General features: G+C 57.9%; 12 protein-coding genes. 8 read left to right on the top strand and 4 right to left on the bottom strand.

Annotation, left to right across the window (positions count from 1 at the left end; translation table 11 throughout):
• Window positions 1–79: 79 nt before the first annotated feature.
• From NKJ21_RS02620 to hslJ, 3 genes are all read left to right on the top strand, one after another.
• A complete protein-coding gene (locus tag NKJ21_RS02620; RefSeq protein ID WP_239270369.1) occupies window positions 80–580 on the top strand; it encodes a DedA family protein in 501 nt (166 codons plus the stop codon).
• A gap of 147 nt (window positions 581–727) precedes the next feature.
• Window positions 728–1,717, top strand: coding sequence for a 2-hydroxyacid dehydrogenase (locus NKJ21_RS02615; RefSeq protein ID WP_008805143.1), 990 nt, complete (start codon window positions 728–730; stop codon window positions 1,715–1,717).
• Between the two features lie 122 nt (window positions 1,718–1,839).
• Entirely contained in the window at window positions 1,840–2,280 is a 441-nt protein-coding gene (hslJ, locus tag NKJ21_RS02610) for a heat shock protein HslJ (RefSeq protein ID WP_012541951.1), read from the top strand.
• A 45-nt stretch (window positions 2,281–2,325) separates the two neighbouring features.
• Here the strand turns inward: hslJ and NKJ21_RS02605 are convergent, their stop codons facing one another.
• A complete protein-coding gene (locus tag NKJ21_RS02605) occupies window positions 2,326–2,589 on the bottom strand; it encodes a DUF333 domain-containing protein (RefSeq protein ID WP_008805145.1) in 264 nt (87 codons plus the stop codon).
• A 362-nt stretch (window positions 2,590–2,951) separates the two neighbouring features.
• Here NKJ21_RS02605 and nifJ point away from each other — a divergent pair, with 362 nt between their 5' ends.
• The 5 genes from nifJ (at window position 2,952) to ttcA (ending at window position 10,001) form a co-directional block, all read left to right on the top strand.
• A complete protein-coding gene (gene nifJ, locus NKJ21_RS02600) occupies window positions 2,952–6,479 on the top strand; it encodes a pyruvate:ferredoxin (flavodoxin) oxidoreductase (RefSeq protein ID WP_101139489.1) in 3,528 nt (1,175 codons plus the stop codon).
• A gap of 358 nt (window positions 6,480–6,837) precedes the next feature.
• Window positions 6,838–7,962, top strand: a complete 1,125-nt coding sequence (gene ompK37, locus NKJ21_RS02595; RefSeq protein WP_080928676.1) for a porin OmpK37 — start codon at window positions 6,838–6,840, stop codon at window positions 7,960–7,962.
• 142 nt (window positions 7,963–8,104) lie between these two features.
• Window positions 8,105–8,317, top strand: a complete 213-nt coding sequence (locus NKJ21_RS02590) for a KTSC domain-containing protein (RefSeq protein ID WP_008805148.1) — start codon at window positions 8,105–8,107, stop codon at window positions 8,315–8,317.
• 82 nt (window positions 8,318–8,399) lie between these two features.
• Window positions 8,400–8,834: a universal stress protein UspF gene (gene uspF / locus NKJ21_RS02585; protein WP_008805149.1), complete on the top strand. Its 435-nt coding sequence runs from the start codon at window positions 8,400–8,402 to the stop codon at window positions 8,832–8,834.
• Window positions 8,835–9,065: 231 nt separating this feature from the next.
• Window positions 9,066–10,001: a tRNA 2-thiocytidine(32) synthetase TtcA gene (ttcA, locus tag NKJ21_RS02580; protein ID WP_008805150.1), complete on the top strand. Its 936-nt coding sequence runs from the start codon at window positions 9,066–9,068 to the stop codon at window positions 9,999–10,001.
• A gap of 45 nt (window positions 10,002–10,046) precedes the next feature.
• Here the strand turns inward: ttcA and dbpA are convergent, their stop codons facing one another.
• The 3 genes from dbpA to zntB all read right to left on the bottom strand — a co-directional run bounded on the left by dbpA (window position 10,047) and on the right by zntB (window position 12,929).
• On the bottom strand, window positions 10,047–11,420 hold the full coding sequence (gene dbpA, locus NKJ21_RS02575; protein WP_008805151.1) for an ATP-dependent RNA helicase DbpA: 1,374 nt from the start codon (window positions 11,418–11,420) through the stop codon (window positions 10,047–10,049).
• Between the two features lie 14 nt (window positions 11,421–11,434).
• Window positions 11,435–11,611, bottom strand: a complete 177-nt coding sequence (locus tag NKJ21_RS27685) for a hypothetical protein (RefSeq protein WP_369707647.1) — start codon at window positions 11,609–11,611, stop codon at window positions 11,435–11,437.
• A gap of 334 nt (window positions 11,612–11,945) precedes the next feature.
• The gene (gene zntB, locus NKJ21_RS02570; RefSeq protein WP_032735417.1) at window positions 11,946–12,929 is read right to left on the bottom strand and encodes a zinc transporter ZntB; all 984 of its coding nucleotides are present in this window, start codon (window positions 12,927–12,929) and stop codon (window positions 11,946–11,948) included.
• Window positions 12,930–13,039 lie beyond the last annotated feature (110 nt).

Raw genomic sequence — 13,039 nt, 5'->3', positions numbered from 1 at the left:
TCGGCCGTCATCATTTAGCTTTTGTTTAAGCAGCGCCTGCCACACTCCAGCCAGACAGAAATGGCTTGCGGGAGAAACCGTGTCGTTAATTATCTCGCTCATTGAGAGCGCACAGGGCCACTATCCATTGGTATTACTAATGGTTTTCCTGCTTACCTTCACTAAATCCTGCGCGCTGGTGTCGCTGGCGATCCCGGGCACCTCCGGTCTGCTGCTGTTGGGGACATTCGCTTCCGCCAGCCTCGGTCATTTCCTGTTAATGTGGTCCAGCGCCAGCCTCGGCGCCATCGGCGGATTCTGGCTCTCGTGGTGGTTAGGCGTTCGCTATCGCCACCGCCTCACGCAGTTACGCTGGCTGACCGCCGCGCGGCTGGCCCGCAGCCGACTCTTTTTTCAGCGCCGCGGGCTGTGGGCGGTCTTTTTCAGTCGCTTCCTCTCTCCCCTGCGCGCCACCCTGCCCCTGGTCAGCGGCGCCAGCGGCCTGCCGCTGTGGTCGTTTCAGCTAGCTAACGTCAGCTCCGGTCTGCTGTGGCCGTTTCTGCTGCTCTCCCCCGGCGCTTTAAGCCTCAGTTTGTGGTGAAAAAACTTTGTCTTTCAAAGAGATTCCGCAAATCCGCGATATGCTCTAGAATTAGCATAAGCACCTGACACTTAAACTATTTTTTAATAATTGTACGATTATTTTAAATATGCTACCGTGACGTTATAATCACTGGAGAAAAGTCTTATGAAAATCGCGGTTTACAGTACGAAGCAGTACGATAAAAAGTACCTGCAGCACGTGAATGATACCTACGGCTTTGAACTGGAATTCTTCGACTTCCTGCTGACAGCGAAGACCGCCAAAACCGCCAACGGTTGCGAAGCGGTGTGTATCTTCGTCAATGACGACGGCAGCCGCCCGGTGCTGGAAGAGCTAAAGGCCCACGGAGTGAAGTATATCGCTCTGCGCTGCGCCGGATTTAACAACGTCGACCTCGAGGCGGCAAAGGAGCTTGGCCTGCGCGTGGTCCGCGTCCCGGCGTACTCGCCGGAAGCCGTCGCTGAGCATGCGATCGGTATGATGATGTCGCTCAACCGTCGCATCCACCGCGCCTATCAGCGTACCCGTGATGCCAACTTCTCCCTCGAAGGCCTCACCGGTTTCACCATGTACGGTAAAACCGCCGGGGTGATCGGCACCGGGAAAATTGGCGTGGCGATGCTGCGGATCCTCAAAGGTTTCGGCATGCGCCTGCTGGCGTTCGACCCGTACCCAAGCGCCGCCGCGCTGGAGCTGGGGGTGGAATATGTCGACCTCGCTACACTGTACAAGGAGTCGGACGTGATCTCCCTGCACTGCCCGCTGACCGACGAAAACTACCATCTGCTCAATCGCGAGGCGTTTGACCAGATGAAGGACGGGGTGATGGTGATTAACACCAGCCGCGGCGCGCTGATCGACTCCCAAGCGGCCATCGACGCCCTGAAGCACCAGAAAATTGGCGCGCTGGGGCTGGATGTTTATGAGAACGAACGCGATCTGTTCTTTGAAGACAAATCCAACGATGTGATCCAGGACGACGTTTTCCGCCGCCTCTCCGCCTGTCACAACGTGCTGTTCACCGGCCACCAGGCGTTCCTCACCGCTGAGGCGCTGATCAGCATTTCGGAGACCACCCTGGGCAACCTGCAGCAGGTCGCCAACGGCGAAACCTGCCCGAACGCCATCGTCTGATTCCTTTCCCTTTTGTGCTCCTCTCCCGGGGGGAGCACATTCAGATAATCCCCACAGATCCCCGCTGCGATACCGTTACACTGGCTTGGTTTTATTAGAAATGTGAATGTTTTGGAGTGAAAATGAACAAATTGGCGGCGCTACTGGCGGCAGGTATGCTGTTGTCCGGCTGTGTCTATAACAGTAAGGTGTCCACCGGCGCGGAACAGCTGCAGCATCATCGCTTCGTGCTGACCAGCGTCAACGGCCAGGCGGTCAGCTCCGGCGACCGGCCGCTGGAGCTGAGCTTCGGCGAGAAGATGGCTATTACGGGCAAGATGTATGTTTCGGGCAATATGTGCAACGGTTTTAGCGGGGAAGGCAAGGTGTCGGACGGCGAGCTGAAGGTGAAGTCGCTGGCGATGACCCGGATGCTGTGCCACGATGCCCAGCTTAATACCCTTGACGCGACGATCGGCAAGATGTTGCGCGAAGGCGCGCAGGTCGATCTGACGGAAAACCAGTTGACGCTGGCGACCGCCGACCAGACGCTGGTCTATAAGCTCGCCGACCTGATGCACTAGCCGGCATTGAGGTGCCGCTGACGCTGCCCCGCGACGGGGCCGCCGTTAGTAGCCGCAGCTGCCGCCCGCCAGCGCCTGCTCGCTGCAGCGTTTGCCGTTCGGCAGCGCGCACATGCCAATCGCCGAACCATCGAGCTGACGAGCCACCGATAACGAGCCGCCTATCATGGCGCAGTTGGCCTGACCGGCGTCGCTCATCGCCGCCCGCATGCCTGGCGTGACGTGCGCCGCCGTGGCCTGCTGAACGGGTTCACTACTGCACGCCGACAGCAACAGCGCCGCACAACCTACTAATATCGCAGCTCGCATTCTCTCTCCCCTCGGAAACGTCTTAAAAAAGCAAACCCCAGAATAATAGGCAGCGTGGCGGGCGGCGTCGAGGGGGGAAGTACGTATTTATGCGCCTCATTAACATTTTCTAGCAAATTTTCGCCGAAAGCTTGATCTGCTCCGGCCTGGTCGCCGGGCGCACGTGATTCGACACTCGGCAGGAAGCCATTTTCTCCGCGAACCATGCAAAATATTGATCTGGTCACTGGTGGCCGGCGCATTGAGGACACAAATGCAAAAATGGCCGCGCCAACGGTTTGCTAAACTACCCCTTATATAATTACAGGGCGCGTCGCGGTTTCACGTGTCCATTCTTTTGCGCAATGTAAGGGTGTCTTCATATGATTACGATTGATGGTAATGGCGCGGTCGCTTCCGTCGCGTTTCGCACCAGTGAAGTTATCGCCATCTACCCGATCACGCCCAGTTCAACGATGGCGGAACAGGCTGACGCCTGGGCCGGCAATGGGCTGAAAAACGTCTGGGGCGATGTTCCCCGGGTGGTCGAAATGCAGTCGGAGGCAGGCGCCATTGGCGCCGTACATGGCGCGCTGCAGACCGGCGCCCTCTCCACCTCCTTTACCTCATCGCAGGGTCTGCTGCTGATGATCCCCACGCTGTACAAACTGGCCGGCCAGCTGATGCCGTTTGTGCTGCACGTCGCCGCCCGCACCGTCGCCACCCACGCGCTATCGATCTTCGGCGATCATTCCGATGTGATGGCCGTGCGGCAGACCGGTTGCGCCATGCTGTGCGCCAGCAGCGTCCAGGAGGCGCAGGATTTTGCGCTGATCTCGCATATCGCCACCCTGCAAAGCCGGGTGCCGTTTATTCATTTCTTTGATGGCTTCCGCACCTCGCACGAAATCAACAAAATCGCCCCGCTGGCGGATGACACCATTCGCTCCCTGCTACCGCAGGATAAAATCGCCGAGCATCGCCAGCGCGCGCTCAATCCGGAACACCCGGTGATCCGCGGAACCTCGGCCAACCCCGACACGTACTTCCAGTCCCGGGAGGCCACCAATCCGTGGTACGACGCGGTCTATGACCATGTTGAGACGGCGATGAACGACTTCGCCGCCGCCACCGGCCGTCAGTACAAACCGTTTGAGTTTTACGGCCACCCGCAGGCAGAGCGCGTGATCGTCATTATGGGTTCGGCCATCGGTACCTGCGAAGAGGTGGTTGATGAACTGCTGAGCCGCGGCGAGAAAGTCGGCGTGCTGAAAGTGCGCCTCTATCGCCCGTTCTCCGCCGCCCACCTGCTGGCAGCGCTGCCGGAGAGCGCCCGCGCGGTTGCCGTACTGGATCGCACCAAAGAACCCGGCGCGCTTGCCGAACCGCTGTATCTCGATGTGATGACCGCCCTGGCGGAAGCCTTTAACCGCGGCGAGCGCGAGACGCTACCGCGCACTATCGGCGGCCGCTACGGTCTCTCCTCCAAGGAGTTTGGTCCGGAATGCGTACTGGCGATATTCAGTGAACTGCAGTCCGCTCAGCCGAAGCCGCGCTTTACCGTCGGGATCTATGATGACGTGACCAACCTGTCGCTGCCGTTGGGCGAAAATACCCTGCCGGCAGAGGCCAAGCTCGAGGCCCTGTTCTACGGTCTCGGCAGCGATGGCAGCGTGTCAGCCACCAAAAACAACATCAAAATCATCGGCAACTCGACCCCGTGGTTCTCACAGGGCTATTTTGTCTATGACTCGAAGAAAGCGGGCGGCCTCACCGTGTCGCATCTGCGCGTCAGCGAAAAACCGATTCGTTCTTCGTATCTGATTTCGCAGGCTGATTTCGTCGGCTGCCACCAGCTACAGTTTATCGATAAATACCAGATGGCCGAGCGGCTGAAGCCCGGCGGTATTTTCCTGCTCAACACGCCTTACGGCGCCGATGAGGTCTGGTCTCGCCTGCCGCAGGAAGTCCAGGCCACCCTGAATCAGAAAAAAGCGCGTTTTTACGTGGTCAACGCGGCGAAAATCGCCCGCGAGTGCAGCCTCGGCGCGCGCATTAATACCGTGATGCAGATGGCGTTCTTCCATCTCACCCGCATCCTGCCGGGCGACAGCGCGCTGGCGGAACTGCAGGCAGCCATCGCCAAAAGCTACAGCAGCAAAGGCCAGGAGCTGGTGGAACGCAACTGGCAGGCGCTGGCCCTGGCCCGGGAATCGCTGGCGGAAGTGCCGCTCCAGCCAGTGAACGCCAGCAGTCCGAACCGCCCGCCGGTGGTCTCCGACGCCGCGCCGGATTTCGTCAAAACGGTCACCGCCGCGATGCTGGCCGGCCTCGGCGATGCGCTGCCGGTCTCCGCCCTGCCGCCGGACGGCACCTGGCCCATGGGCACCACGCGCTGGGAGAAACGCAATATCGCCGAAGAGATCCCCATCTGGAAGGAAGCGCTGTGTACGCAGTGCAACCACTGCGTCGCCGCCTGCCCGCACTCGGCGATCCGCGCCAAAGTGGTCGCGCCGGAAGAGATGGAGAACGCCCCTGCCAGTCTGCACTCGCTGGACGTCAAATCCCGCGATATGCGCGGACAAAAATACGTTCTGCAGGTCGCCCCGGAAGACTGCACCGGCTGCAACCTGTGCGTTGAAGTGTGCCCGGCGAAAGATCGCCAGAACCCGGAGATCAAGGCCATCAATATGATGTCGCGCCTGGAGCATGTGGAAGAGGAGAAGGTCAATTACGATTACTTCCTCAACCTGCCGGAAATCGACCGCACAAAACTGGAGCGGATAGATATTCGCACCTCGCAGCTGATCAGCCCGCTGTTTGAATACTCCGGCGCCTGCTCCGGCTGTGGCGAAACGCCGTATATCAAACTGCTGACCCAGCTGTATGGCGATCGGATGTTGATTGCCAATGCTACCGGCTGCTCCTCCATTTACGGCGGCAACCTGCCCTCGACGCCGTATACGACCGACGCCAACGGCCGCGGCCCGGCATGGGCCAACTCGCTGTTTGAGGATAACGCTGAATTCGGGCTCGGCTTCCGCTTAACCGTCGACCAGCACCGTCAGCGCGTGATGCGCCTGCTGAGCGAATTTGCCGACAAACTGCCGGCAGAGTTGAACGCGGCGCTGCATGCCGAGGCGACGCCGGAAGTACGCCGCGAACAGGTGGCGGCCCTGCGCCAGGCGCTGGCCGGCGTGGACGGCGCTGAAGAGCTGCTGACCGATGCTGACGCGCTGGTGGAGAAATCCGTCTGGCTGATCGGTGGCGACGGCTGGGCCTACGATATTGGCTTCGGCGGTCTGGATCATGTGCTGAGCCTGACGGAAAACGTCAACATTCTGGTGCTGGATACCCAGTGTTACTCCAACACCGGCGGCCAGGCGTCAAAAGCCACCCCGCTGGGGGCGGTCACTAAGTTTGGCGAACACGGTAAACGCAAGGCGCGCAAAGATCTGGGCGTCAGCATGATGATGTACGGTCATGTCTATGTGGCGCAGATTTCGCTGGGCGCGCAGCTGAACCAGACGGTGAAAGCGATTCAGGAAGCGGAAGCCTATCCGGGACCGTCGCTGATCATCGCCTACAGTCCTTGCGAAGAGCACGGCTACGATCTGGCGCTCAGCCACGATCAGATGCGTCAGCTGACCGCCACTGGATTCTGGCCGCTCTACCGCTTCGACCCGCGTCGCGCTGACGAAGGCAAACTGCCGCTGGCGCTGGATTCTCGTCCGCCGTCCGACGCGCTGGCCGAGACGCTGCTCAACGAGCAACGCTTCCGTCGCCTGAACGCCCAGCAGCCGGAGGTGGCGGAGCAGTTGTGGAAAGACGCCGCCGCCGATCTGCAGAAACGGTATGACTTCCTCGCCCAGCTGGCCGGCAAAGCGGAGAAATCACCGAGCGAAGGCTAAGGTTATTTTCCATCCTGCAGCCATAAAAAAAGCCCGAACATGTTGTTCGGGCTTGTCGTTTTACCGATAAACAAAATCATTCCGCAGAATGAGACGGCAACAATAAATAATTGGCATGACAATAAAGGCATATAACGTGCGAATAATACGTGATTACCCTGGGCATGTATAATTTTTATTTTGTATATTATCCACGGATATATTCAGCATAATTATCACCATTTCTTTGGTATTATTTATTTTAGATTTTACTTATATCGTAACAATTGAGTCTTACCATATCTCAGACCGCTCCTTTAGCATGAGTTCACTTCCTTCCCGGAAGCTAAAACATAAAAACAGTTAAAGGAATTTCTTCATGAAAAGAAAAGTACTGGCCCTCGTTATTCCGGCTTTATTAGCCGCCGGTGCCGTCCATGCGGCGGAAATTTATAATAAAGACGGAAATAAATTAGATCTCTATGGCAAGGTAGACGGTCTGCACTATTTCTCCAGCGACTCGAAAAAAGACGGCGATCAAACTTATTTGCGTTTCGGCTTTAAAGGCGAAACCCAGATCAACGATATGCTTACCGGCTATGGTCAGTGGGAATATAACGTTCAGGCCAACAACACCGAGAGCTCCAGCGATCAGGCGTGGACCCGTCTGGCATTCGCGGGTATCAAAGTCGGCGATTACGGCTCCTTCGACTACGGTCGTAACTACGGCGTGCTGTACGACGTCGAAGGCTGGACCGATATGCTGCCGGAGTTCGGCGGCGACTCCTACACCTATGCGGATAACTTTATGGCAGGCCGCGCCAACGGCGTCGCGACCTACCGCAACAGCGATTTCTTTGGCCTGGTGGAGGGTCTGAACTTTGCCCTGCAGTATCAGGGTAAAAACGAAGGTCAGAACGCGCAGGATATCAACGTCGGCACCAATAACCGCAGCAGCGACAGCGATGTTCGCTTCGACAATGGCGATGGCTTCGGTCTCTCCACCTCTTATGACTTCGGCATGGGCATCAGCGCGGCAGCGGCCTACACCTCTTCTGACCGTACCAACGATCAGATGACCCAGACCAACGCCCGCGGCGATAAAGCCGAAGCCTGGACCGCCGGCCTGAAGTACGACGCCAACAATATCTACCTGGCGACCATGTACTCAGAAACCCGCAATATGACCCCGTACGGCAATGACGGCGTGGCCAATAAAACGCAAAACTTCGAAGTCACCGCGCAGTATCAGTTCGACTTCGGCCTGCGTCCGGCCATCTCCTACCTGCAGTCCAAAGGCAAAGATCTCTATAATAACGGCCGCTACGCCGATAAAGATCTGGTCAAATATATGGACGTTGGCGCTACCTATTACTTCAACCGTAATATGTCTACCTACGTTGATTACAAAATCAACCTGCTGGATGACAACGACAGCTTCTACAAAGACAACGGTATCTCTACCGACAACATCGTCGCCCTGGGCCTGGTTTACCAGTTCTGATGCGCCAGCCCGCCGGTTCCGGCGGGCTTCTTCCTCCCGCCGTACAGTAGATAAAACAAAACAATATATCCCGCTGGTTAAAATAGCCGTCCATTTAGTGATATAGTCGTGCTCAGTCAGTGCTTGCCCGAGGACGTCCACCATGCATCATCACCCGGTAAAATCATCCCGAATTATCTCTGTCGCCTACGATGACGCCTCCGCCACACTGGAAATCTATTTTTATCACCAGCCGCCGTTGCAATATACCGGCGTGCCACCGCGTATTTTCCGCGATTTTTTACAGGTGGTGTCAAAAGGACGATTTTATGACGGCGTGATCAAAGGGAAATTCCCCGAACGCAAGCCACGTTAATGTCAAAGTGTGACCACGGTCATGATACAAAACGTGCTCTAATGCCGTACAATGTGAGGGGATACTTAAACAGGAGGTTTTTATGAGCAGAATGATTCTTGTCCCTATCGATATCTCTGATAAAGAATTTACTGAACGCATTATCAGTCACGTTGAATCGGAAGCACGGATTGACGACGCCGAGGTCCATTTCCTCTCCGTGATCCCTTCCCTGCCCTATTATGCCTCACTAGGAATGGCTTACACCGCCGAACTGCCGGGTATGGATGAGCTGCGCGAAGGAACGGAAACGCAGCTTAAAGAGATCGCCAAACAATTTTCCATCCCGGAAGATCGGATGCATTTTCACGTCGCCGAAGGGTCGCCAAAAGATAAAATCCTCGCGCTGGCCAAGTCGCTACCCGCCGACCTGGTGATCATCGCGTCGCACCGGCCAGATATCACCACCTATCTGCTGGGCTCCAACGCCGCCGCGGTGGTCCGCCACGCCGAGTGCTCAGTCCTGGTGGTGCGTTAGCGCCACAGCCCGCCGCCCGGCGGGCTTTTTATTTCCGCTTACACCGCCTCCGCCTGCCTGCCCGCAGCGGAAAGTGCCGGAAAGATGCTGACATTCTGCCCCTGAATCCGTACCATACACGCCACGGTTGTCTGTCAGACCTCATTAATTGCTACGCGCCAGCGCCACGTTGTCCAGGCTGGCAGAACGCGTGCTCTTCTGATGCCACACTATGAATTGAGCCACTATTACATGCTGCAAAACCAAGAAATCAGTAAAAAAGAAAAGTACAACATCGATAAGCTGCAGAAACGTCTGCGCCGCAACGTCGGTGAGGCGATTGCCGACTTCAATATGATTGAAGAGGGCGACCGCATTATGGTTTGTCTTTCTGGCGGCAAGGACAGCTATACCATGTTGGAGATCCTGCGTAATCTGCAGAAAAGCGCGCCCATCTCCTTCTCGCTGGTGGCGGTGAACCTCGATCAGAAACAGCCTGGGTTCCCGGAGCATATTCTGCCGGCGTATCTTGAGCAGCTGGGCGTGGAATACAAGATTGTCGAAGAGAATACCTACGGCATCGTCAAAGAGAAGATCCCGGAAGGGAAAACCACCTGCTCGCTGTGCTCTCGCCTGCGTCGCGGTATCCTCTACCGTACCGCCACCGAGCTCGGGGCGACCAAGATCGCCCTCGGCCATCATCGCGATGACATCCTGCAGACGCTGTTCCTGAATATGTTCTACGGCGGCAAAATGAAAGGGATGCCGCCGAAGCTAATGAGCGACGACGGCAAACACATCGTCATCCGCCCGCTGGCGTACTGCCGCGAAAAGGACATCGAGCGCTTCTCCCAGGCCAAAGGCTTCCCGATTATTCCGTGCAACCTGTGCGGTTCGCAGCCAAATCTGCAGCGTCAGGTGATCGCCGATATGCTCCGCGACTGGGATAAGCGTTATCCTGGGCGCATTGAAACCATGTTCAGCGCGATGCAGAACGTGGTGCCTTCACATCTGAGCGATGTCAATCTGTTTGACTTTAAAGGTATCACCCACGGCTCCGAGGTGGTGGACGGTGGCGATCTGGCGTTTGACCGGGAAGAGATTCCCCTGCAGCCTGCCGGCTGGCAGCCGGAAGAAGAAGACGCCCGTCTCGATGAACTGCGTCTGAACGTGGTGGAAGTGAAGTAACCCTCACGCGTCTCAGGCAGCCGCCTGAGACGCACTAACCTGCCCTTACTTCAGCAGTCGAACGCGGCAGGCTTTGCCCTTAATCTTGCCATTTTGTAACTGCTTATACGCCTTCTGCGCCATATTCTGGCGGATCGCCACATAGACATGAGCCGGATGGACGGTAATTTTGCCGATATCGGCACCGTCAAAACCCATATCCCCGGTCAGGGCTCCCAGCACATCTCCCGGGCGCATTTTCGCCTTTTTACCGCCGTCAATACACAGCGTGGCCATCTCCGCCGTCAGCGGTGCGATGGTGTTGCCCGTCGGCGCCGGCAGCCAGTTCAGGGAGAGCTGCAGCATGTCGGCCAGGATCGTGGCGCGCTGCGCCTCTTCCGGCGCACAGAAGCTGATGGCCAGCCCTTGTTCGCCGGCGCGGGCGGTACGGCCGATGCGGTGAACATGCACCTCCGGATCCCAGGCCAGCTCGAAGTTCACCACCAGCGCGAGGGATTTGATGTCGAGGCCGCGGGCGGCGACGTCGGTCGCCACCAGAACCCGGACGCTGCCGTTGGCGAAGCGCACCAGCGTCTGATCGCGGTCGCGCTGCTCGAGATCACCATGCAGCGACAAGGCGCTCTGCCCGGCGGCGTTGAGCGCATCGCAGACCGCCTGGCAATCGCGTTTGGTGTTGCAGAACACCACACAGGATGCGGGCTGATGCTGGCTGAGCAGGCGTTGCAGCAGGGCAATCTTACCGTGGCGGGAAACTTCAAAGAACTGCTGCTCAATCGCCGGGAGCGCATCGACAGTGTCGATCTCAATTGTCTGCGGATTGCGCTGCACCCGGCCACTGATCGCCGCGATTGCCGCCGGCCAGGTGGCGGAAAACAGCAGGGTCTGCCGGTCAGCCGGCGCGAAGCGGATCACCTCGTCGATGGCGTCGCTGAAGCCCATATCGAGCATGCGGTCCGCTTCATCCATCACCAGGGTCTGCAACGCGTCAAGGGAGACCGTCCCCTTCTGCAGATGATCGAGCAGACGGCCCGGGGTGGCGACGATGATATGCGGGGCGTGCTGGAGTGAATCTCGCTGGGCGCCAAAGGGCTGCCCGCCGCAGAGCATCAGAATCTTGATGTTCGGCAGGCAGCGCGCCAGGCGACGCAGCTCACCGGCAACCTGATCGGCCAGCTCGCGGGTCGGACACAGGACCAGCGACTGGGTTTCAAAGCGCGCCGGATCGATATGCTGCAGCAGACCCAGCCCGAATGCGGCCGTTTTTCCGCTGCCGGTTTTTGCCTGCACGCGCACATCTTTCCCCGCAAGGATCGCCGGCAGGGCGGCGGCCTGAACCGGGGTCATCGACAGATAACCCAGCTCATTAAGGTTGGCTAATTGGGCGGCAGGTAAAACAGTCAGGGTAGAAAAAGCGGTCACAATGTATTCTCGTATTAAAGGACGGACAATCTGCAGGCGCGTATCCTCGCAGATCTCCGCGCCTGATGCGACAATTTAATCGGCTCTTCGTCAGGCGGCGGATCGGGCTGCGGCTGCGGACGCGGTCGTGGGTCGGGTAAAGGAGCCGGATCGTTCGGCTCGGGTGAGATGGGGATAGACTGGGCTGTCAGCCCTGAAGCGTAATGCATAGAGGCCTCCCGGAGAGTAATACGGGCGTACCCGCAGGCTTAACGGCCTGAAGACCGTCGGGTGTCTTAGTAAGCGTAGAAGCTGGTCCGGAGAGCGCAAAAAAAAAGCCGACTCAACAAAGTCGGCGTCGTACGAATCAATTGTGCTATGCAGTAATTCAAAAAAGGAAGTAAGACAATATGGAGCGCAACGCCCATCGCTTGACGTTGCATTCACCTGCGAGAGAGATATTGCCCTGAATGGGTAGGTGGTTTATTGATTTCGCTCAAACATTGCCGGGTTTTCCCGGCAATGCGGCCGCTAAAAGGCGATTCTTTACAACCATTTACTGCGATGTAACCACCACGCAACACCACCGATGACAACAACTAACATCAGGCAGAAGAGGCTAAACCCCAGATGCCAGCTGTTTCCCGGGATCCCGCCAAGGTTGACGCCGAACAGGCCGGTTAAAAAGGTGCTGGGCAGAAACACCATCGCCATCAACGACATCGTGTAGGTCCGCCGCGCCAGCGACTCCTGCATAATCTGGGCGATCTCGTCGCTCATGATCGCCGTCCGGGCGATACAGCTGTCGATCTCATCCAGACCGCGCCCCAGCCGCTCAGCGATATCCTGCATCCGCCGCCGCTGATCGTCACTCATCCACAGCAGCCGCTCGCTGGCCAGTCGGGCGTAAACGTCGCGCTGCGGCGCCATATAGCGGCGCATCACAATCAGTTGCTTACGCAGCAGCGCGAGAAAACCGCGCGGTGGCACCTGTTGGTCAAGCAGGTCATCTTCCAGGTCGATAATGCGGTCGTGCAGCTGTTCGATAAACTCGCTGGCATGATCGGTCAGCGCATCGCAGACTTCCACCAGCCAGCTGCCGCCGTCCGTCGGGCCATTGCCCTCCTTCAGGTCACCCAGCACATCGTCCAGCGCCAGCACCTTGCGCTGACGGGTGGAGACGATCAGCCGCTCGTCCATATACAGACGCATCGCCACCAGCTGGTCGGGACGCTCATCGGTACTGCCGTTAATGCAGCGCAGGGTGATCAGCGCCCCGTCGCCGATCCGCGTCACCCGTGGCCGGGTGCTCTCCCCCGCCAGGGCGTCACGCACGTTGTTGGGCAGCAACGGGGTGGCCGCCAGCCAGTCGGCGCTGTCGCTGTGGGTATAATTCAGATGCAGCCAGCAGGGCTTGTCTTTGTCGATAATATCGTTATCGGTGAGCGGCTTCACGCCCCCCTGCCCGTCGAGCACCCACGCGAAGATCGCGTCCGGTATTTGCAACTCCGAGCCTTTAATCGCGTCCACTCAACCTCCGTTAATCCATACCTGTCACATTGCGCGCACTCTCTATAAGGTACGCGAAAGCGCGCTTTTTCGCTTTTTATTGCCCGGTAAGTAGGGCTAATAGCTTCATT

This window comes from Klebsiella sp. SWET4, assembly GCF_024296565.1.
GTDB classification, from domain to species: Bacteria; Pseudomonadota; Gammaproteobacteria; order Enterobacterales; family Enterobacteriaceae; genus Klebsiella; species Klebsiella variicola.
The sequence above is the reverse complement of the archived record's forward strand: the minus strand, read 5'-3'. Positions and strand labels throughout refer to the sequence as shown.

What these genes read in the sequence shown, in the direction of transcription:
- hslJ (WP_012541951.1), top strand. Translation starts at nt 1,840, where the DNA reads ATGAACAAATTGGCGGCGCTACTGGCGGCAGGTATGCTGTTGTCCGGC.
- uspF (WP_008805149.1), top strand. Translation starts at nt 8,400, where the DNA reads ATGAGCAGAATGATTCTTGTCCCTATCGATATCTCTGATAAAGAATTT.
- nifJ (WP_101139489.1), top strand. Translation starts at nt 2,952, where the DNA reads ATGATTACGATTGATGGTAATGGCGCGGTCGCTTCCGTCGCGTTTCGC.
- NKJ21_RS02590 (WP_008805148.1), top strand. Translation starts at nt 8,105, where the DNA reads ATGCATCATCACCCGGTAAAATCATCCCGAATTATCTCTGTCGCCTAC.
- ompK37 (WP_080928676.1), top strand. Translation starts at nt 6,838, where the DNA reads ATGAAAAGAAAAGTACTGGCCCTCGTTATTCCGGCTTTATTAGCCGCC.
- NKJ21_RS02605 (WP_008805145.1), bottom strand. Translation starts at nt 2,589, where the DNA reads ATGCGAGCTGCGATATTAGTAGGTTGTGCGGCGCTGTTGCTGTCGGCG.
- ttcA (WP_008805150.1), top strand. Translation starts at nt 9,066, where the DNA reads ATGCTGCAAAACCAAGAAATCAGTAAAAAAGAAAAGTACAACATCGAT.
- NKJ21_RS02615 (WP_008805143.1), top strand. Translation starts at nt 728, where the DNA reads ATGAAAATCGCGGTTTACAGTACGAAGCAGTACGATAAAAAGTACCTG.